Annotated in this window: 12 protein-coding genes; 9 read left to right on the plus strand and 3 right to left on the minus strand. The window is 59.3% G+C overall.

Going from position 1 to position 21,288, the window contains the following annotated elements; translation table 11 throughout:
• Positions 1 to 15 precede the first annotated feature (15 nt).
• Positions 16 to 1,683 carry an asparagine synthase B gene (gene asnB / locus AC22G1_RS02455; RefSeq protein WP_487315368.1) on the minus strand — a complete coding sequence of 556 codons (1,668 nt, stop codon included), beginning with the start codon at positions 1,681 to 1,683 and terminating at the stop codon, positions 16 to 18.
• A 267-nt stretch (positions 1,684 to 1,950) separates the two neighbouring features.
• Here asnB and AC22G1_RS02460 point away from each other — a divergent pair, with 267 nt between their 5' ends.
• A complete protein-coding gene (locus AC22G1_RS02460) occupies positions 1,951 to 2,331 on the plus strand; it encodes a hypothetical protein (protein WP_050659334.1) in 381 nt (126 codons plus the stop codon).
• Here AC22G1_RS02460 and AC22G1_RS02465 read toward each other — a convergent pair.
• The gene (locus tag AC22G1_RS02465) at positions 2,290 to 2,781 is read right to left on the minus strand and encodes a SprT family zinc-dependent metalloprotease (RefSeq protein WP_050659335.1); all 492 of its coding nucleotides are present in this window, start codon (positions 2,779 to 2,781) and stop codon (positions 2,290 to 2,292) included. The two genes, AC22G1_RS02460 and AC22G1_RS02465, sit on opposite strands and share 42 nt — an antisense overlap.
• Before the next feature lie 79 nt (positions 2,782 to 2,860).
• Here AC22G1_RS02465 and AC22G1_RS02470 point away from each other — a divergent pair, with 79 nt between their 5' ends.
• Complete coding sequence (locus tag AC22G1_RS02470; protein ID WP_487315369.1) at positions 2,861 to 3,349, plus strand: hypothetical protein; 489 nt, start codon at positions 2,861 to 2,863, stop codon at positions 3,347 to 3,349.
• 65 nt (positions 3,350 to 3,414) lie between these two features.
• Entirely contained in the window at positions 3,415 to 3,921 is a 507-nt protein-coding gene (locus tag AC22G1_RS02475) for a DUF4405 domain-containing protein (RefSeq protein ID WP_487315370.1), read from the plus strand.
• A gap of 48 nt (positions 3,922 to 3,969) precedes the next feature.
• Here the strand turns inward: AC22G1_RS02475 and metK are convergent, their stop codons facing one another.
• On the minus strand, positions 3,970 to 5,124 hold the full coding sequence (metK, locus tag AC22G1_RS02480) for a methionine adenosyltransferase (RefSeq protein WP_050659338.1): 1,155 nt from the start codon (positions 5,122 to 5,124) through the stop codon (positions 3,970 to 3,972).
• Between the two features lie 267 nt (positions 5,125 to 5,391).
• Here metK and tkt point away from each other — a divergent pair, with 267 nt between their 5' ends.
• The 6 genes from tkt to AC22G1_RS02510 all read left to right on the plus strand — a co-directional run bounded on the left by tkt (position 5,392) and on the right by AC22G1_RS02510 (position 21,280).
• Entirely contained in the window at positions 5,392 to 7,383 is a 1,992-nt protein-coding gene (tkt, locus tag AC22G1_RS02485; RefSeq protein ID WP_487315371.1) for a transketolase, read from the plus strand.
• 45 nt (positions 7,384 to 7,428) lie between these two features.
• On the plus strand, positions 7,429 to 8,442 hold the full coding sequence (locus AC22G1_RS02490; protein WP_487315372.1) for a glyceraldehyde 3-phosphate dehydrogenase NAD-binding domain-containing protein: 1,014 nt from the start codon (positions 7,429 to 7,431) through the stop codon (positions 8,440 to 8,442).
• A 23-nt stretch (positions 8,443 to 8,465) separates the two neighbouring features.
• Complete coding sequence (locus tag AC22G1_RS02495; RefSeq protein ID WP_487315373.1) at positions 8,466 to 9,623, plus strand: phosphoglycerate kinase; 1,158 nt, start codon at positions 8,466 to 8,468, stop codon at positions 9,621 to 9,623.
• A 120-nt stretch (positions 9,624 to 9,743) separates the two neighbouring features.
• Positions 9,744 to 10,808 carry a class II fructose-bisphosphate aldolase gene (gene fba / locus AC22G1_RS02500; protein ID WP_050659342.1) on the plus strand — a complete coding sequence of 355 codons (1,065 nt, stop codon included), beginning with the start codon at positions 9,744 to 9,746 and terminating at the stop codon, positions 10,806 to 10,808.
• A gap of 305 nt (positions 10,809 to 11,113) precedes the next feature.
• On the plus strand, positions 11,114 to 11,875 hold the full coding sequence (locus tag AC22G1_RS02505; protein WP_487315374.1) for a DUF481 domain-containing protein: 762 nt from the start codon (positions 11,114 to 11,116) through the stop codon (positions 11,873 to 11,875).
• Between the two features lie 171 nt (positions 11,876 to 12,046).
• On the plus strand, positions 12,047 to 21,280 hold the full coding sequence (locus AC22G1_RS02510) for a retention module-containing protein (protein ID WP_487315375.1): 9,234 nt from the start codon (positions 12,047 to 12,049) through the stop codon (positions 21,278 to 21,280).
• The last annotated feature ends 8 nt before the right edge of the window (positions 21,281 to 21,288 follow it).

Genomic DNA, 21,288 nt, shown 5'->3' on the forward strand with positions numbered 1-21,288 from the left:
GAATACGACTCCTGGTCAATAGGCGCTTTGGTGAACCCCTTTGGCCGCCCGCCCGGAGGGATCGGCGTTGTTCTGGAAACTGGCGTCCCAGGCCAACGCGGCCGGAGTGGAGCAGGCCACGGACTTGCCGTGGGGCACGGTGGTTACCACCGAATCGAGGTTACCGAAATGCTCCTCGAAGATCTGGCGGTAGTAATAGGCTTCTTTGGTGTCAGGGGTGTTGACCGGGAAACGGTACTGGGCCGTTTTCAGCTGGTGATCGCTCACCTCGGCTGCGGTCACCTCCTTGAGACTGTCTATCCAGCTGTAGCCGACCCCGTCTGAGAACTGCTCCTTCTGGCGCCAGGCCACTTTTTCGGGCAGCAGATCGGCGAAGGCTTCACGGACAATGTGCTTCTCAATCTTGCCGTTGCCGCACATTTTGTCCTGGGGGTTGAGGCGCATGGCCACATCCATGAATTCTTTATCCAAAAACGGCACCCGTGCTTCGACGCCCCAGGCCGCCATGGCCTTGTTGGCGCGCAGGCAGTCGAACAGGTAGAGCTTGTCGAGTTTGCGCAGGGTCTCTTCGTGGAACTCCTGGGCGTTGGGGGCCTTGTGGAAGTAGAGATAGCCGCCGAACAGTTCGTCAGAGCCTTCCCCTGAGAGCACCATCTTGATACCCATAGCCTTGATTTTACGGGCCATCAGATACATGGGGGTGGAGGCGCGGATGGTGGTTACATCGTAGGTTTCAAGGTGGTAGATAACGTCGCGCACCGCATCCAGACCTTCTTGCACCGTAAAGTGGATTTCATGGTGCACGGTGCCGATATGCTTGGCCACGTCTTGGGCTGCCAGCAAGTCTGGCGAGCCTTTGAGGCCAACGGCAAAGGAGTGCAGCCGGGGCCACCAGGCCTGGCTTTGGTCGTCGTCTTCGATGCGCCGCTCGGCGTGGCGCTGGGCCAGGGCCGAGATAACGGACGAGTCCAGGCCGCCTGAGAGCAGCACGCCGTAGGGCACGTCGGACATCAACTGGCGTTTGACGGCGGCGTCCAGGGCGTCGCGCAGCTCGGTGACGCTGCTCTGGTTACTCTCGACCGCCTCAAAGCTTTGCCAGTCGCGCTGGTAGTAGCGTTTTATCTCGCCGTCCTTGGACGACAGGTAATGGCCGGGAGGGAAGGTCTCCACCCGGTTGCACACCGGGGTCAGGGCCTTGAGCTCGGAGGCCACATAGAAGTTGCCGTCTTTGTCCCAGCCGATGTAAAGCGGGATGATGCCCATGTGGTCGCGGCCGATAAGATAGCTGTTGTCGGTGGCGTCATAGAGCACGAAGGCAAAGATGCCGTTGAGCTCATCCAGGAAGGCTTCGCCCTTTTCCTGATACAGTGCCAGGATCACTTCGCAGTCAGACTCGGTCTGGAACGGGTATTTGTCCTGGTACTGCTTGCGGATGGCCTTGTGGTTGTAAATCTCACCATTTACGGCCAACACATTATTCTTCTCGGCATTCAACAGCGGCTGGGCACCATTATTCATGTCGACAATGGCCAGGCGCTCGTGGGCAATGATGGCGTTATTGTCTGCATAGATACCGGACCAGTCGGGGCCACGGTGGCGCATGCGCTTGGACATCTCAAGGGCGGTTTTACGCAGCTCTTGAGGGTCGGTCTTAAGATCCAGAATACCGAAGATAGAACACATGTTAATTCCTGCTAGAAAAGAGTTATCTCATAGGGGGGTTGTGTACACCGTTGTTGATGACCTCTCGACCTTGCCATTGCCCATCAACCTTGGCAAGCGGGGAAAGTGGCCAAATGGCAATATTCCTTACCAAGAGCTGGGATCCGGTCGACTTTTACGGCGCAGAAAGGATGACAAGCGGCTGATATTCGGGTAATGATGAGCCTCGGCCAGTTCAGGCCTTTTGGTTCGGAGCAAACCGTGATCAATGCACCAGGACTCAAGCTAATGCTTATCGCTTCCAGCCCCTTGTGGTTGGCGTCCTGCAGTGACAAAAACGTCACCGCTACCGTAACCTCCCCCAATCAATTCTATAAAGCCGTGGTGATGGTGCGAACCTGTGGTGAGCAACCGGTCACCGAGGTGATGCTCGAGCCTCAGTCATTCTGGCATTTTGCCAACCACCAGCTGGTGTGGGCCGCCAAGGTGCCGCCGTCCGAGATCTCGGTCAGCTGGAAGGGTGATAAGCAGCTCAATGTCAGCTACCCCCAAGCCACCACCGTAACCCAGTCCAAGGCTTTGTCCATGGGGGTTGCCCTGGAATTCAATTCCCTTAACGGCGAAGGCTCAGGCCAGACCGCCGTCGCCACCGGCGCTGCCGGGGTTTAACGGTTCGCCGCAGCGCCGGCACAGATACCGCTCGCCTCTTAATACCTTGTTATGCCGCCTGATGGTCAGCTGATGCTGGCGACAGCCACAGTGGTAGCTAAAGGTTTGTTCCTGCACGTCAAAATCATGGGTGCGCTTAGCTGGCAGGCCAAAGAGCCCGGTCATTAGCCCCTGCCATTGGGGGCCGTGGGGTTGGATGCGGGGTCCATGGAGTTGCCAGGCCAGCCAGTGGGCTACTTCATGGGGCACCACTTCGTCGATAAAGGCCTGATGGTTGGCAAGGTACATGGCGCGGTTAAAACGCAGCAGGCCCTTACCCATATGGGCCTGGCCAGCGGCCCGGCCACGCAGATCCAAGGTGACCCGTGGGCGGCTAAAACGGCGGCCAAATTGCGCTTCGGCTTTTTGAAAACAGGCCTCTACGGCCCGGTCCAACACTTCTTTGCTCACCCTTTACCTTTCTTTGCGCTTTAGTTGCATCCTTGTGAGGTCAGATGGGGACAACCACTCCACCTGATAAGGAATTCCCATGCGACACCTGCTGCTCTCCTTTGCCGGCGTCATGGCGCTGACGGCCTGTTGCAGTTGCGACCGCCAGGGGCGCAACGACGGCCCCGATGATAATGGCCCCAGCACCTACTTTTCCACTTACATCACCAGTGATGGCTCCAAACGCTTTGTGTTCAGCCAGGAAATGGCCGGCGGCCATGGCCGTCAGGGTGGGCCTGGAGGCGGTATGGGAGGCCCTGGTGGTGGCCGTGGTGGCCCGCAAGACGGGGCGGGAGGCGGCGGTAAAAGAGGCGGCGATGACAGCGATCAGAGCGTGGATCTTAGTGACCAGGTGAACCAGAAATTGCTGGATACCGGTTATTGCCGCTCCGGCTATATGGAGTTGGATAACGCCCGGGCCGGGCGCTTTCAACGCCTGACCGGTGAATGCAACGAAACAGCCACCGACGCGGACCGCAAACAGTTCCCCAATGTGGGTAACAGCCGCCTCGAAGATCTGGGGCGTTAACACTATTTAACAATTGTTGGTGAAGGCTCAGGGCAAAATGGTTTTTATTTGCCTTTGAGTTAGTTATGTCTTTGAAAGCATGGGCGACTCCCCTGACTATCGGGGGTTTTGTCATTTCAGCGGTCACCGGTGTGGTGATCTTTTTCCACATCAATATCGGTTTGGTACGCCCGGCCCACGAGTGGCTGAGCTGGCTGATGATCCTGGGGGTGGTGTTCCACCTGGCGCTGCACTGGAAGGGCTTTAAAGGCTACTTCAGGAAGGGGCTGGCGCTGGGCATCATCCTGTTGTGCCTGGTACTGACCGGCGCCTCCATGGTGCCCATGGCCAAGCCGCAGGGCGGTGGCGGCCGCGGCGCCATATTCCAGGCCGTTGGGCTGCTGACCCAGGCGCCCCTTAGCACCCTGGCGCCGGTGTTGGGCCAATCGCTGGATGATGTCACTGCCACCTTGAAAAAGAGTGGTTTTGAGGTCGTAAGCCCGGCCCAGAATCTTGAGGGGCTGGCTCGCCAGCAGGGGAAGCGGGGGACCGATCTCTTGGTGCTGTTGATGCCTAAGGGCAAGGGCCGATAAGGCCAATAAAAAAGGCGCCCATCGGGCGCCTTTTTTGATGCTTGCAGCTTACTTGAGGCCGGCAGCCTGACGCAGGGCGTCGGCTTTGTCGGTGCGCTCCCAGGGGAACTCGTCGCGGCCAAAGTGGCCATAGGCGGCGGTCGGCTGGTAGATAGGCTTGTTGAGATCCAGCATCTGGATAAGGCCGTAAGGGCGCAGATCGAAGTGCTCGCGAACCAGGGCGTCGATCTTTTCCTCGGCAATTTTGCCGGTGCCGAAGGTTTCCACGGAGATGGAAGTGGGTTCGGCCACGCCGATGGCGTAGGAAACCTGGATCTCACAGCGGTCAGCCAGGCCGGCAGCCACGATGTTTTTGGCAACGTAGCGGGCAGCGTAGGCAGCGGAGCGGTCAACCTTGGACGGATCTTTACCGGAGAAGGCGCCGCCACCATGACGGGCCATGCCGCCGTAGGTATCAACGATGATCTTACGGCCGGTCAGGCCGCAGTCGCCCATGGGGCCGCCAATCACGAAGTTACCGGTGGGGTTGATGAAGTATTTGGTCTTGTCGGTCAGCCACTCTTCTGGCAGAACCGGCTTGATGATGTGCTCCATCACCGCTTCGCGCAGGGTAGGCTGGTCGATGTCGGGGCTGTGCTGGGTAGACAGTACCACGGCGTCGATGGCCACCGGCTTGCCGTCTTCGTAGACGAAGGTCACCTGAGACTTGGCGTCGGGGCGCAGCCAGGACAGTTCCTTGGACTTACGCACGTGGGCCTGGCGCTTAACCAGACGGTGGGCGTAAGTGATAGGGGCAGGCATCAGCACGTCGGTTTCGTTGGACGCGTAGCCGAACATCAGGCCTTGGTCGCCAGCACCCTGCTCGTAAGGGTCTTTGCGGTCAACGCCCATGGCGATGTCGGGGGATTGCTTGCCGATGGCATTCAGTACGGCACAGCTGTCACCGTCAAAGCCCATGTCTGAACTGGTGTAGCCGATCTCGCGAACGGTCTTACGGGCCAGGGCTTCGATGTCTACCCAGGCGGAGGTGGTGATCTCACCACCGACGATAACCATACCGGTTTTGACGTAGGTCTCACAGGCAACCCGGGCTTTCGGGTCCTGGGCCAGGATAGCGTCAAGGACGGCGTCGGAGATTTGGTCGGCGATCTTATCAGGATGGCCTTCAGAAACGGACTCGGAAGTAAACAGACGTCTGGTCATTTCCCACTCAACTCATTGAATGTCGGTAAGAAAAGCGCGGCCTCACGGTTAGTGGCGCCACGCCCCAAAATTAAGGCGGCGATATTACACAGATGGCCGTCTAGACTCCAGTACTTCTGTGCAAAAATTCCCCGGCCTGTGACCCTCACCATTAAAGCCCATCGCGCCGCAACATGAAAGGCGCAACTGATTTGCCCCCGGGGCTACAAATGGGCGAAACTAAGGCCGATTTTTTACCCTGTGTACGGACCCATCCAGGAGACATTGATGCCCTCCCGTCGCCAGCTCGCCAATGCCATCCGCGCCCTCTCTATGGACGCGGTCCAGAAAGCCAAATCCGGTCACCCCGGCGCCCCTATGGGGATGGCTGATATTGCTGAAGTGCTGTGGAACGATTACCTGAGCCACAACCCCCAGAACCCCCAGTGGTTTGACCGTGACCGCTTCGTGCTGTCCAACGGCCATGGCTCCATGCTTATCTATTCCCTGCTGCACCTCTCTGGCTACGATCTGGGTATCGACGACCTCAAACAGTTCCGCCAACTGCACAGCCGCACCCCGGGCCACCCCGAGTACGGCTACGCCCCCGGTGTAGAAACCACCACCGGCCCCCTGGGCCAGGGCATCACCAATGCCGTGGGCATGGCCATCGCCGAGAAGAGCCTGGCGGCCCAGTTCAACCGCCCCGGCCACGACATCGTCAACCACTTCACCTACGCCTTCTTGGGCGACGGCTGCTTGATGGAAGGTATCTCCCACGAAGCCTGCTCCCTGGCCGGCACCCTGGGCCTTGGCAAGCTGATTGCCTTCTATGACGACAACGGCATCTCCATCGACGGCCACGTTGAAGGCTGGTTTACCGACGACACCGCCAAGCGTTTTGAAGCCTACGGCTGGCAAGTGGTGCGGGACGTGGACGGCCACTCCTCTGACGCCATCAAGGCTGCTATTGAAGAAGCGCGCAGCGACTTGACCCGCCCAACCCTTATCATCACCAAAACCATCATCGGTTTCGGTAGCCCCAATAAGGCCGGCAGCCACGACTGCCACGGCGCCCCCCTGGGTGACGACGAAATTAAAGCCGCGCGCGAATTCCTCAAGTGGGACTATGCGCCTTTTGAAATTCCGGCCGACATCTACGCCGGTTGGGACGCCAAAGAAAAAGGCACCAAGGTCGAGAGCGACTGGAACGCCAAGTTCGACGCCTATGAAGCCGCCTTCCCTGAGCTGGCTGCTGAATTTGTTCGCCGCCAAAACGGTGAGTTGCCGGCCGATTTTGCCGCCAAGGCCGAGGCCTACATCCAGGCCTGCCAGGAAAAAGGCGAGAAGATTGCTACCCGTAAGGCGTCCCAGAACGCCATCGAAGCCTATGCCGCTTTGTTGCCAGAATTCATGGGCGGCTCTGCCGACTTGGCCGGTTCCAACCTGACCCTGTGGTCTGGCTCCAAACCGCTGACCAAAGACGATGCCTCCGGCAACTACATTTGGTACGGGGTGCGCGAGTTCGGCATGAGCGCCATCATGAACGGTATCGCCCTGCACGGCGGTTTCATTCCTTACGGCGCCACCTTCCTAATGTTTATGGAATACGCCCGTAACGCCGTGCGCATGGCTGCGCTAATGAAGCAGCGCAGCATCTTCGTTTACACCCACGATTCTATCGGCCTGGGTGAAGACGGCCCCACCCACCAGCCGGTGGAGCAAGTGGCCAGCCTGCGCCTGACCCCCAACATGAGCACCTGGCGCCCGGCCGACACCGTCGAAAGCGCCGTGGCTTGGTTGCACGCCGTTGAGCGCGCCGATGGCCCCACCGCCCTTATCTTCAGCCGCCAAAACCTGCCTTGCCTGCCCCGCAGCGCCCAGCAGATAGCCGATGTGCGTAAAGGCGGTTACATCATCAAGGACAGCGAAGGCACCCCGGAGATCATCCTCATTGCCACCGGCTCCGAAGTGGAGCTGGCACTGAACGCTGCCGAGGTATTGGCCGGTAAAGGCCGCGCCGTGCGCGTGGTGTCCATGCCTGCTACCGATGTCTTCGATGCCCAGAGCAAAGAATACAAAGAGTCGGTGCTGCCGGCGGCCGTTACCAAGCGGGTGGCTATCGAAGCCCTTATCGCCGACTACTGGTACAAGTACGTGGGCCTGAACGGCGCTGTGGTGGGCATGACCACCTTCGGTGAATCGGCCCCGGCCGGTGAGCTGTTCAAGCTGTTCGGCTTTACCGTCGAGAACGTCGTCAGCGTTGCTGAGGGCCTGTAAGGTAGCAAAGGCAGGCCGGTGGCCTGCCTTTTTTCAAGGAAGCACATGAGCTATTCGGTTGCCATCAATGGCTTTGGGCGCATCGGCCGTGCCGTGCTGCGCGCTCTTTTTGAACGCAACCTGCTGGGCGAGCTGAAGGTAGTGGCGGTGAACGACCTTGCCGAACCTGCTGCTATGGCCCACCTGTTCAAATACGACTCCACCCATGGCCGCCTGGATGCGCCCATGCGCCTGGAAGGTTCCACCTTTTATCTTGGCGAGCATGCCATCGAGTTGCTGAGCGAACCTGATCCGGAAAAACTGCCTCTGGCGGATGTGGACTTGGTTATCGATTGCACCGGTATGATTCGCCACCATCTCGACGCCGAGGCTTACTTGCTGGCTGGCGCCAAGAAGGTGCTGCTGTCAAACCCCGCTGACGAGGGCGTGGACGCCACCGTGGTGATGGGGGTTAACGACGGCGAGCTTAAAGCCAGCCATCGTATCGTCTCCAACGCCTCTTGCACCACCAACTGCCTGGTGCCGGTGGTACAGCTGCTGGATGAGGCCTTTGGCATAGAGCGGGGCCTGATCACCTCCATCCATGCCGCCATGAACGACCAGCAGGTGCTGGACAGCTACCAGCCCAACCTGCGCCTGAGCCGGGCCATGAGCCAGTCGATGGTGCCGGTGGATACCCAACTGGGCCGAGGTGTTGGCCGGGTACTGCCCAAGTTCAAAGACAAGTTCGAGGCGATCTCGGTGCGGGTGCCCACCATTAACGTGTCGGCCCTGGACTTGAGCCTGCAGATGGCTGGCGAAGTGACGGTGGACGCCGTCAACGCCCTGTTGCAGCAGGCCGCCCTTGGTCGCTTTAAGGGCATTTTGGAATTCACCACGGCGCCGCTGGTGTCGGTGGACCACAACCATAACCCCCATTCGGTGATCGTCGACGGCACCCAAACCCGGGTGACCGATGGCAGCCTGCTGAAGTTGCTGCTGTGGTTCGACAATGAATGGGGCTTTGCCAACCGGTTGGTGGACACCGCCCACTGCTGGCTCTCAAAACCTGTTAACTGATTATTCTCTGCGAGGATGCACTGATGGCCGTCATCAAGATGACAGACCTGGATCTGGCCGGTAAAAAGGTCCTGATCCGCGAAGATCTCAACGTGCCCGTCAAGGACGGCAAAGTCACTTCCGACGCCCGTATCCAGGCGGCGCTGCCCACCATTCAACTGGCCCTGGACCAAGGCGCCAAGGTGCTGGTGATGAGCCACCTGGGCCGCCCGGAAGAAGGCGTCTTTGACGAAGAAAGCTCTTTGCAGCCGGTGGCCGACTACCTGCAGGATCTGTTGGGTGTGCCGGTGCGCCTGGTGCGCGACTATCTCGGTGGCGTTGATGCCAAAGCCGGGGAAGTGGTGCTGCTGGAGAACGTGCGCTTTAACAAGGGCGAGAAGAAAGACGACGAGACCCTGGCCAAGCAATACGCTGCCCTTTGCGACGTATTCGTGATGGACGCCTTTGGCACCGCTCACCGCGCTCAGGCCTCCACCCACGGCGTGGGTAAGTTTGCCGCTGTGGCCTGCGCCGGTCCTTTGCTGGCTGCCGAACTGGACGCCCTTGGCAAGGCCCTGAAAGCCCCTCAGCGCCCGCTGGTGGCTATCGTTGCTGGCTCCAAGGTCTCAACCAAGCTGGATGTGCTGAACAGCCTTTCGACCATCTGCGACCAGATCATCGTCGGCGGCGGCATCGCCAATACCTTCCTGGCGGCAGCCGGCAAGCCCATGGGTAAATCCCTTTATGAGGCCGACCTGCTCGATACCGCCCGCGCCCTGATGGACAAAGTGGCCATTCCGCTGCCCACCGATGTGGTGGTGGCCAAGGCCTTTAGTGAGGACGCCGAAGCCACCATCAAGGCGGCTGAGGACGTTAGCGATGACGACATGATCCTCGACATTGGCCCCGACAGCGCCAAGGCCCTGGCTGAGCTTTTGAAATCTGCCAAAACCATCCTCTGGAATGGCCCGGTAGGGGTATTCGAGTTCGACCAGTTCGGTAAAGGCACCGAGGTGCTGGCCAAGGCCATTGCCGAGTCTGACGCCTTTTCCATTGCCGGTGGTGGCGACACCCTGGCCGCCATCGACAAGTACGGCATCAAGAGCCAGGTATCCTACATTTCTACCGGCGGCGGCGCCTTCCTCGAGTTTGTCGAGGGCAAGGTACTGCCGGCAGTGGCCATGCTGGAAAGTCGCGGCTGAGTAAAGGCTGACACAGCAGGATAAGGCGGCGCCTGGCGTCGCCTTGTTTTGTTAGACTCATTCAAACGATTACATAAGAGGGGAGCAGGCAGCTTCCCACACCATAAGGAGATTAGAAACATGGCCCTGATTTCACTACGTCAACTACTGGACCATGCAGCCGAGCACAGCTATGGCCTGCCTGCTTTCAACGTCAACAACCTCGAACAGATGCGCGCCATCATGGAAGCGGCCGATAAAATGGACGCCCCGGTGATCGTGCAGGCCTCTGCCGGTGCCCGCAAATACGCCGGCGCCCCCTTCCTGCGCCACCTCATTCTGGCGGCCATTGAAGAATTCCCGCATATCCCGGTGTGTATGCACCAGGACCACGGCACCAGCCCGGCTGTGTGCCAGCGCTCCATCCAACTGGGTTTCAGCTCGGTGATGATGGACGGCTCTTTGAAAGACGACGGTAAAACCCCGGCCGACTGGGATTACAACGTTGATGTCACCAAGCGCACCGTAGATATGGCCCACGCTTGCGGCGTGTCTGTGGAAGGTGAGCTGGGTGTGCTGGGCAGCCTGGAAACCGGCACCGCCGGTGAAGAAGACGGCATCGGCGCCGAAGGCGTGCTGGACCACAGCCAACTGCTGACCGACCCGGAAGAAGCGGCCCAGTTCGTGAAACTGACCCACGTTGATGCCTTGGCCATCGCCATCGGTACCAGCCACGGCGCCTACAAGTTCAGCCGCCCGCCGTCAGGAGATATCCTGGCCATCGAGCGCATCAAGGAAATTCACCGCCGCATCCCCAACACCCACCTGGTGATGCACGGCTCTTCCTCTGTGCCTCAAGAGTGGCTGAAGGTGATCAACGAGTTTGGCGGCGCCATCCCCGAAACCTACGGTGTGCCGGTTGAAGAAATCGTTGAAGGCATCAAGCACGGTGTGCGCAAGGTGAACATCGATACCGATCTGCGCCTGGCGTCCACCGGTGCCATGCGCCGCGCCATGGCTCAAAAGCCCAGCGAATTCGACCCCCGTAAATTCCTCAAAGCCAGCACCGATGCCATGCGCGATATCTGTATCGCCCGCTACGAGGCGTTCGGCGCGGCCGGCCAAGCCAGCAAGATTAAAGCGCTGTCTCTGGACGCCATGTCCGAGCGCTACGCCAAAGGCGAGCTGGACCCCAAGGTCAACTAAGTACGCAAAAGGCGGCCCAGGCCGCCTTTTTTAATGTCTGCTCTTCACCGCTTGCTCATGGGTTGGATTACGCCATCAAATACCGATAAAAAGCGGGTTTGAGGCCTCAATTTACCCAAAGACTCCTTAAATACCCCCATCAGCCTTGTTAAGCTGGCCGGCATGCTGCTTGATGCCTTGGTTTTGCTCATTCTTATCTTGTTGATCGAGCCGATAAATAACAGGGTTTTCGAATGTACACTCAGTTTTTGAGTTTTAAGGGTAGCTAAGGCACACTTTACCCGCTTTTGCAGAGGAGAGGTTTTATGAAGTTGAAGTACAGCCTGCCTGTGTTGGCGATGCTTGTCGCCCAGGCTGCCCACGCCGATGACGCGGCCACCGCCCCAGGTGAAAAAAAGACTTGGAAAGGGTCGATGGAGCTGGGGGTGCTGGTAACCTCCGGGAACAGCAAATCCACCAATATCAACGGTAAGCTCAACGTTACCCAAGATATGGAGCATTGGCGTAATACCTACAACCTGGAATCTCTCTATACCGATTCTGACGAGGAAACCACCGCCGAGCGTTACCGTGGCGCTGTGCAGGGTGACTATAAATTCAACGACAAAGAATTTTGGTACGTTCGCGGCGCTTACGAGAAGGACCGCTTCTCCGGTTACGATTACCAGAGCAGCGTCTCTACCGGTTACGGTAACCGCTTCTGGCAGGTCGAAGATGGTTCCTTTTTTGAAGCGTCCGCCGGTATCGGTTATCGCAGCAACGAAATTGACCGCGACAGCAGCGATTACCAAGAAGGGGACGAGTCTGACCGTGGCGCCATTGGCCGCCTGGCGGCTAAATTTGAGTATCACCTCACCGACACCTCGCTGTTCCGCCAGGAGCTGAACACCGAGATTGGCCTGGAAGACGGTAACTCCATTACCGAGTCCGTGACCTCGCTGCAGGCCAACGTGATGGGCAACCTGGCCATGAAGGTGTCCTACCGCATCAAGTACACCTCGGATGTGCCGGCAGATACCGAAAAGACAGATACTGAGACGTCGTTCACACTGCTGTATAGTTTTTAGGCAAAAGCGGCGAAAGCCGCTTTTTTTGTGCCTATGACTGTCAATATTTTGACTATGCTTGTTTAACTGGTGTTACACCAGGGGCAAGACGACGAGCATAATCAATTACTTACCAATTCATCTCGCCGTCCAAATTCAAGGATATGAATCCGCGATAGTGCGAGGTGGGTTATGCAACGCTTTACTGTTCAGGCTGATGGGCTGCTGACCAATGTGAAAGGTCAGGTATGGGTTGAACAGGCCGACGGGTCAAGGGTGCAGCTGTTCGAGGGCGACCGGGTCGTCAAGGGCACCGAACTTTTCATCACCGACGGTGCCAGTTTTGAGCTGCAGCAGGATAACGGCGGCCAAGCCGAATATGCTGCCTCACCCGACATTAATGTGGAGATGCCCGGCCAGCAGGAGTTCAGTGCTGCCAGCAATGCCTCGGAGCAGGCCAAGCTGCAACAGGCGATCCTCGAAGGGTTAGACCCCACCCAATTGTTTGAAGCCTCCGCTGCTGGCGCTGCACCGGCCGCCGGGGCTGGTGGTGGCGGTGGGGATTCCGGTTTCGTGACCGTGTCACGGACTGGCAGCGAATTATTGGCAGACGCGGGCTACGCGACTGCTGGAAATCCAGGGGAAGGTGGGCCGGTTCCGGCCGAAGCCGATCAGCTGATATTAGAAGCGGACAACACAGCACCCGTCGCTCAGCCTGATCAAGCCTTGTTACAAGAAGACCTGATAACCAACGTAACAGGCTCCTTGCTTGCAAACGACAGCGATGCCGATGGCGATACTCTTGCCGTTACCCTGGTCAACGGCTCTGCTGTCACTACTGTCAGCGGCCAGTTCGGTACCTTGAGCTGGACCGCTGACGGCAATTTTTCCTACCAGCTCAATAACGAGCAAGTCCAATCTCTGGCTCAGGGTGAAACCCTGACCGAAACCTTTACCTACCAGATCAGTGACGGCAACGGCGGCACCTCTACTTCGACCCTGACTGTTGTTATTCAAGGCACCAACGATGCCCCTGTAGCCACCGCCAACCTCAATGGGGTCAGTGAAGACGGCCCCTTGAGTGCCCAAGGCAACATGATCACCGACGACGACGGTGCCGGGGTGGACAGCGATATCGATAACGGCGCCCAGCTCAGTATTCAATCGGTCAGCGGCGATACCAGCGGCTCGGTCCAGGGGCAATTTGGCACTCTGGTGTGGAACAGCGACGGTACCTACAGCTACAACCTCGATAACTCCTTGGCGGCGGTGCAGGGCCTGAGCGAAGGCGAGTCCCTGACTGATACCTTCAGCTACACTCTGACCGACGAGTTCGGTGCCACTTCCATTGCCACCCTGACCATTACCATCAACGGCACCGACGATGGCGTTACTCTCACTGGCCTGGATGTAGAAGGTGGCGAGCAGGTGGTGAGTGAGGCCAACCTTAGTGATGGTTCCAACCCCGACGCAGCCAGCCTCACCCAGAACGGCAGTTTTGGCGTCAATGCTCCTGATGGCCTGGCAAACATCACCATCAATGGTATCAACGTGGTGGTCAATGGCCAGTACCTGGGCGGCACTATTCAGGTGGTTGGCCAATATGGGGTGTTGACCATCACCGGTTTTGACGGCACTAACGTGCAGTACAGCTACCAGCTGACCGGCGCCGCTGATCACAGCGGTGGCGATGTGCTTGACCAATTCGCAGTGGTGGTGACCGACGTCGACGGCTCCACTGCCAATGGCAGCCTGGATGTGGCGATCAAGGACGACGTGCCGAGCGCGGTGAACGACGTCAACAGCGTCACCGAAGATGGCCCGCTGAGTGCCACCGGCAACGTACTGACCAGCAATGACACCCAAGGGGCGGATGGCGCCAGCGTCAGCACCGTCGGCACCTTCACCGGCCTGTACGGCACCTTGGTCTTGAATAGCGACGGTAGCTACACCTACACCCTCAACAACAACCTGGCGGCAGTGCAAGGGCTGAGTGAAGGGGAGACCCTCACTGATACCTTCAACTACAGCCTGGTGGATGGCGACGGCGACACCAGCGGTGCCACCCTGACCATCACCATCAACGGTGCCAATGACGGGGTAACACTGAGCGACCTGGATGTCGAAGGTGGCGAGCAAGTGGTGTTCGAAGCCAACCTGGCCACGGGCTCAGCGCCGGACAGCGGCGCGCTGGCCCAAAGCGGTAGCTTTAGCTTCGAGAGCGTGGATGGCCTGCAAAGCATCAGTATCGGTGGCCAGAGCTTCACCCTGGCCGAGCTGCAAGCGTTGGCGGGCAGCAACGCCGTGCTGACCACCGCCTATGGCACCTTGACCCTGACCAGCTTCAGTGGCGACGCCAGCGGCGGCACCATCAGCTACACCTACACCCTGACCGGGCAGGTGGATAACGATACCCAAAACGGCGCCACCGGCGATGGCTACACCGACAGCTTCGCGGTGGTGGTGACCGACGTTGACGGCTCCACTGCCAATGGCAGCCTGGATATGGCGATCAACGACGACGTACCGCAAGCGGTAGATGATATTGCCAGCCAAGGCGCGGAAGATGCGGCAGTTATCTACAACGTCCTGAGTAACGACACCCTCGGCGCCGATGGTGCGAGCCTGACCGGCGCGGTGCTGACCCAAGGCAGCGGCAGCGTCGCCTTCAACAGCGACGGCACCGTCACCTACACCCCGGCGGCCGGTGAAGAAGGGACAGTGATCATCACCTACACCCTGACCGACGGCGACGGTGATACCGACCAGGCCACACTGACCATCACCCTCGGTGACGATTCCACCCCGACCTTGAGCGTGGACGATGCCCAGCTGGATGAAACCGGCGGGCTGGACAGCAACACCTATAACTTCAGTGCCAGCTACGGCAACGACAGTGCCGGTACCCTGAGCCTGAGCGCCGCCAATGCCACCTGGGACAGCACCACCCAAACCCTGACCGCCAACAACGGCGACTGGCAGATCGTGGTCAACAACGACGGCACCTACACCGTGACCCAGTTGCAGGCCATGAGCCACCCGGACAACACCAACCCGAATGACCCTATCGTGGTCAACGTGACCATGGTGGTGACCGACAACGAAGGCGATCCGGCCCAAGACACCTTCAGCGTCACCTTCTTGGACGATGGCCCGGTGGCCGTGAATGACGTGACCAGCCAAGGCGCGGAAGATGCGGCAGTTATCTACAACGTCCTGAGTAACGACACCCTCGGCGCCGACGGTGCGAGCCTGACCGGCGCGGTGCTGACCCAAGGCAGCGGCAGCGTCGCCTTCAACAGCGACGGCACCGTCACCTACACCCCGGCGGCTGGCGAAGAAGGGACAGTGATCATCACCTACACCCTGACCGACGGCGACGGTGATACCGACCAGGCCACACTGACCATCACCCTCGGTGACGACTCCACCCCGACCTTGAGCGTGGAAGATGCCCAGCTGGATGAAACCGGCGGGCTGGACAGTAACACCTATAACTTCAGCGCCAGTTACGGCAACGACAGTGCCGGTACCCTGAGCCTGAGCGCCGCCAATGCCACCTGGGACAGCACCACCCAAACCCTGACCGCCAACAACGGCGACTGGCAGATCGTGGTCAACAACGACGGCACCTACACCGTGACCCAGTTGCAGGCCATGAGCCACCCGGACAACACCAACCCGAATGACCCTATCGTGGTCAACGTGACCATGGTGGTGACCGACAACGAAGGTGATCCGGCCCAAGACACCTTCAGCGTCACCTTCTTGGACGATGGCCCGGTGGCCGTGAATGACGTGACCAGCCAAGGCGCGGAAGATGCGGCAGTTATTTACAACGTCCTGAGTAACGACACCCTCGGCGCCGATGGTGCGAGCCTGACCGGCGCGGTGCTGACCCAAGGCAGCGGCAGCGTCGCCTTCAACAGCGACGGCACCGTCACCTACACCCCGGCGGCTGGCGAAGAAGGGACAGTGATCATCACCTACACCCTGACCGACGGCGACGGTGATACCGACCAGGCCACACTGACCATCACCCTCGGTGACGATTCCACCCCGACCTTGAGCGTGGACGATGCCCAGCTGGATGAAACCGGCGGGCTGGACAGCAACACCTATAACTTCAGTGCCAGCTACGGCAACGACAGTGCCGGCACCCTGAGCCTGAGCGCCGCCAATGCCACCTGGGACAGCACCACCCAAACCCTGACCGCCAACAACGGCGACTGGCAGATCGTGGTCAACAACGACGGCACCTACACCGTGACCCAGTTGCAGGCCATGAGCCACCCGGACAACACCAACCCGAACGACTCAATCGTGGTCAACGTGACCATGGTGGTGACCGACAACGAAGGCGATCCGGCCCAAGACACCTTCAGCGTCACTTTCTTGGATGATGGCCCGGTGGCCGTGAATGACGTGACCAGCCAAGGCGCGGAAGATGCGGCAGTTATTTACAACGTCCTGAGTAACGACACCCTCGGCGCCGACGGTGCGAGCCTGACCGGCGCGGTGCTGACCCAAGGCAGCGGCAGCGTCGCCTTCAACAGCAATGGCACCGTCACCTACACCCCGGCGGCTGGCGAAGAAGGGACAGTGATCATCACCTACACCCTGACCGACGGCGACGGTGATACCGACCAGGCCACACTGACCATCACCCTCGGTGACGACTCCACCCCGACCTTGAGCGTGGACGATGCCCAGCTGGATGAAACCGGCGGGCTGGACAGTAACACCTATAACTTCAGCGCCAGCTACGGCAACGACAGTGCCGGCACCCTGAGCCTGAGCGCCGCCAATGCCACCTGGGACAGCACCACCCAAACCCTGACCGCCAACAACGGCGACTGGCAGATCGTGGTCAACAACGACGGCACCTACACCGTGACCCAGTTGCAGGCCATGAGCCACCCGGACAACACCAACCCGAATGACCCTATCGTGGTCAACGTGACCATGGTGGTGACCGACAACGAAGGCGATCCGGCCCAAGACACCTTCAGCGTCACCTTCTTGGATGATGGCCCGGTGGCCGTGAATGACGTGACCAGCCAAGGCGCGGAAGATGCGGCAGTTATCTACAACGTCCTGAGTAACGACACCCTCGGCGCCGACGGTGCGAGCCTGACCGGCGCGGTGCTGACCCAAGGCAGCGGCAGCGTCGCCTTCAACAGCGACGGCACCGTCACCTACACCCCGGCGGCTGGCGAAGAAGGGACAGTGATCATCACCTACACCCTGACCGACGGCGACGGTGATACCGACCAGGCCACACTGACCATCACCCTCGGTGATGACTCCACCCCGACCTTGAGCGTGGACGATGCCCAGCTGGATGAAACCGGCGGGCTGGACAGCAACACCTATAACTTCAGTGCCAGCTACGGCAACGACAGTGCCGGCACCCTGAGCCTGAGCGCCGCCAATGCCACCTGGGACAGCACCACCCAAACCCTGACCGCCAACAACGGCGACTGGCAGATCGTGGTCAACAACGACGGCACCTACACCGTGACCCAGTTGCAGGCCATGAGCCACCCGGACAACACCAACCCGAATGACCCTATCGTGGTCAACGTGACCATGGTGGTGACCGACAACGAAGGCGATCCGGCCCAAGACACCTTCAGCGTCACTTTCTTGGATGATGGCCCGGTGGCCGTGAATGACGTGACCAGCCAAGGCGCGGAAGATGCGGCAGTTATCTACAACGTCCTGAGTAACGACACCCTCGGCGCCGACGGTGCGAGCCTGACCGGCGCGGTGCTGACCCAAGGCAGCGGCAGCGTCGCCTTCAACAGCGACGGCACCGTCACCTACACCCCGGCGGCTGGCGAAGAAGGGACAGTGATCATCACCTACACCCTGACCGACGGCGACGGTGATACCGACCAGGCCACACTGACCATCACCCTCGGTGATGACTCCACCCCGACCTTGAGCGTGGACGATGCCCAGTTGGATGAAACCGGCGGGCTGGACAGTAACACCTATAACTTCAGTGCCAGCTACGGCAACGACAGTGCCGGCACCCTGAGCCTGAGCGCCGCCAATGCCACCTGGGACAGCACCACCCAAACCCTGACCGCCAACAACGGCGACTGGCAGATTGTGGTCAACAACGACGGCACCTACACCGTGACCCAGTTGCAGGCCATGAGCCACCCGGACAACACCAACCCGAATGACCCTATCGTGGTCAACGTGACCATGGTGGTGACCGACAACGAAGGCGATCCGGCCCAAGACACCTTCAGCGTCACCTTCCTGGACGATGGCCCGGTGGCCGTGAATGACGTGACCAGCCAAGGCGCGGAAGATGCGGCGGTTATCTACAACGTCCTGAGTAACGACACCCTCGGCGCCGACGGTGCGAGCCTGACCGGCGCGGTGCTGACCCAAGGCAGCGGCAGCGTCGCCTTCAACAGCGACGGCACCGTCACCTACACCCCGGCAGCCGGTGAAGAAGGCACGGTGATCATCACCTACACCCTGACCGACGGCGACGGTGATACCGACCAGGCCACACTGACCATCACCCTCGGTGACGATTCCACCCCGACCTTGAGCGTGGACGATGCCCAGCTGGATGAAACCGGCGGGCTGGACAGCAACACCTATAACTTCAGCGCCAGCTACGGCAACGACAGTGCCGGCACCCTGAGCCTGAGCGCCGCCAATGCCACCTGGGACAGCACCACCCAAACCCTGACCGCCAACAACGGCGACTGGCAGATCGTGGTCAACAACGACGGCACCTACACCGTGACCCAGTTGCAGGCCATGAGCCACCCGGACAACACCAACCCGAACGACCCAATCGTGGTCAACGTGACCATGGTGGTGACCGACAACGAAGGCGATCCGGCCCAAGATAATTTCACTGTGACCTTCCTGGACGATGGCCCCACCGTGGACATGGACAGTTTCTCCGTGGATAACCAGGCTGGCCTTTATACCGGAACTTGGACAGTGGACAGCGGCACCGATGGCTTTAGCAGTGATCCGCTCCACCTGCTCAATTCTGCCCAGGGGATCAACGTCAACCTGCTTAGCGACCTGGGGGAAAATGCCGATGTCAGCCGGGTAGATATCTACAATGGCAGCGACTACGTCGGCGAGCAGTTGACCGTTCAATACGACGGTCAAACCTTCTTCACCTTGCTGATGAAGGCTGATGGCACGTACGAATTCAATCTGGTTACACCCAACCCCAGTAGTACCGAGCAGGTCACCTTCAACCAAAACATAGGTGCTCACCGCGCCGTGTTGTGGGCCGAAGAAATTCTGCTGAAAAGCTCTCCGACCGCAACCTTGGATACCGACATCCGCTTTACTTCGGAGTCCGGATACATCAACACCAGTACTGTTGGCTTGGGGGTGGGAAGCAACTGGCTTGACCCAGGGGAGAGCCTGACAGCCAACTTCTTTAACGGGGACGGCGATGCCGACGCTACCAGCCATTCGACAGTGCAAAAGGCGGTGGATGAGGTGAGCTTGACCTTTAAGGTCAACGGTAGCTCCGCCACCTTGAGCTTTGAACTGCTGGATGCCAATGGCAACGTGCTGGCGACAGTCAGCCATGTCAGCGTATCGGACAGCGGCATTGTGACCATCAATGCTGCTGACGTGGGGATCAGCGACTTCTACGGTGTCAATGTCATCCATGAGAGTGGCAGCGATGTTCGGCTGCTGGGCATGAGTACATCGGTCGAAATATTGCCAGATAGCCAAACCTTGAATTTTGACGTTGAAGTGGTTGATGGTGATGGCGACAGCACCCACAGCCCATTCAACGTGACCATCGACGCTGGGGCTACGCCAGACAGCATCATTATTGTTGGCGACAACAGCTCCGATAATAACGGCAGCTCCACGCCCTTTATCATCGGCTCAGGCTCTGGGCAGGTAACCGGTGGCGACGGTAATGACATTCTGGTTGGGGATGTCGGTGGCACTTCCATCATTACCGTGCCGGGGGCCAACTACAACATCACCCTGCTGGTGGATACCTCTGGCAGCATGAATGACCAGTCCGGCAGTAACATGAGCCGTATGGCTTTGGCGAAAAACGCCCTAGCCAACCTGGCCCATGAGTTGGAAGGCCATTCCGGCACCGTGAATGTGCGCCTGATCCCCTTCTCTTCGACTTTGGGCACCGCCACTACCGTTATGGGTCTTAACAGCAGCAATGTGCAGCTGCTGCTCAATGCCATCGACAACCTTCACGCCAATGGCTCTACCAACTATGAAGCGGCATTCAACGACGCCGTCGCCTGGTTCAACAGCGTCACCGGCGGACAAAGCAGCACAGAAGACTTCATCAACCTGTCGTTCTTCCTGACAGACGGCAACCCCACCGCCTATGGCAATAACCAGGGGCCTGGCGACAGAACCGACTATGAAGTGATGGATCACTCCGTCAATGCTGTCTCTTCCATGCTCAATGGCAATGGTGCAAACCCCATTATCTTCAACGCCATTGGTATCGGTGACGGCGTCAACAGCGATTATCTGCGGTTCTTCGACAATACCGACACCACCGGCCAGGACACTATCCACTTCGGCTGGGGCAACAATGCCAGGGAGGTAACCGGAACCGTTGGGGAGCCTACCATCATCAATACGGCCGAAGATCTTGATGCCGCCTTGCAAGACGGCTTTGACCAGGCCAACCCCAATGCCGTGGGCAGCGACACCCTAATTGGCGGTGAGGGTAACGACATCATCTTCGGTGACGTGCTCAATACCGATTTCCTGTCCTGGGACGGCCACGCAGCCGGTAGCCATGACGGGCAGGGCCTGCAAGCCTTGGTGGACTACCTGCAAAGCGTTAACGGCAGCGCACCAACCGACGAGCAGCTGCGTGACTTTATCCGCTACAACGCCTCAGCCCTGAACGCTGCCGGTGACGAGCGGGGAGGGGATGACGTTATCCAAGGCGGCGCCGGTAACGACCTTATCTTCGGCCAAGGTGGGGATGACCAAATCTCCGGTGGCCAGGGTAATGACCTGATGTTCGGCGGCACCGGTGCTGACCGTTTCAGCTGGCACGCCGGTGAGCAGGGCATTGACCATATCGGGGACTTCAGTGTCGGCGAAGACGCTCTTGATCTGTCACAGCTATTGCAGGGTGAAGAGAGCGGTCAGCTCGACAATTACCTGAGTTTCACGCTGGTTGATGGCAGTACCCATATCAGCATCAATGCCGACGGCGTCGGTGCTGATGTGGACCAAACCATCGTGCTCGACGGGGTGGACCTGACTGCGCTGGGTAACAGCAACAGCGAGATCATTCAGTCCCTGCTGGGCAGTGGCTCACTGATTGTTGATACCACTTCCTCTTCCAGTTCGGCCGTATTGGTACCCGAGACAACTCCCGGTGATACCGACGATCAATTGCACGTTTACATGTAACGGAGCTG

The organism is Gallaecimonas zhanjiangensis (assembly GCF_057624825.1).

What these genes read in the sequence shown, in the direction of transcription:
- asnB (WP_487315368.1), bottom strand. Translation starts at nt 1,683, where the DNA reads ATGTGTTCTATCTTCGGTATTCTGGATCTTAAGACCGACCCTCAAGAG.
- AC22G1_RS02460 (WP_050659334.1), top strand. Translation starts at nt 1,951, where the DNA reads ATGCTTATCGCTTCCAGCCCCTTGTGGTTGGCGTCCTGCAGTGACAAA.
- AC22G1_RS02470 (WP_487315369.1), top strand. Translation starts at nt 2,861, where the DNA reads ATGCGACACCTGCTGCTCTCCTTTGCCGGCGTCATGGCGCTGACGGCC.
- AC22G1_RS02475 (WP_487315370.1), top strand. Translation starts at nt 3,415, where the DNA reads ATGTCTTTGAAAGCATGGGCGACTCCCCTGACTATCGGGGGTTTTGTC.
- metK (WP_050659338.1), bottom strand. Translation starts at nt 5,124, where the DNA reads ATGACCAGACGTCTGTTTACTTCCGAGTCCGTTTCTGAAGGCCATCCT.
- tkt (WP_487315371.1), top strand. Translation starts at nt 5,392, where the DNA reads ATGCCCTCCCGTCGCCAGCTCGCCAATGCCATCCGCGCCCTCTCTATG.
- AC22G1_RS02490 (WP_487315372.1), top strand. Translation starts at nt 7,429, where the DNA reads ATGAGCTATTCGGTTGCCATCAATGGCTTTGGGCGCATCGGCCGTGCC.
- AC22G1_RS02495 (WP_487315373.1), top strand. Translation starts at nt 8,466, where the DNA reads ATGGCCGTCATCAAGATGACAGACCTGGATCTGGCCGGTAAAAAGGTC.
- fba (WP_050659342.1), top strand. Translation starts at nt 9,744, where the DNA reads ATGGCCCTGATTTCACTACGTCAACTACTGGACCATGCAGCCGAGCAC.
- AC22G1_RS02505 (WP_487315374.1), top strand. Translation starts at nt 11,114, where the DNA reads ATGAAGTTGAAGTACAGCCTGCCTGTGTTGGCGATGCTTGTCGCCCAG.
- AC22G1_RS02510 (WP_487315375.1), top strand. Translation starts at nt 12,047, where the DNA reads ATGCAACGCTTTACTGTTCAGGCTGATGGGCTGCTGACCAATGTGAAA.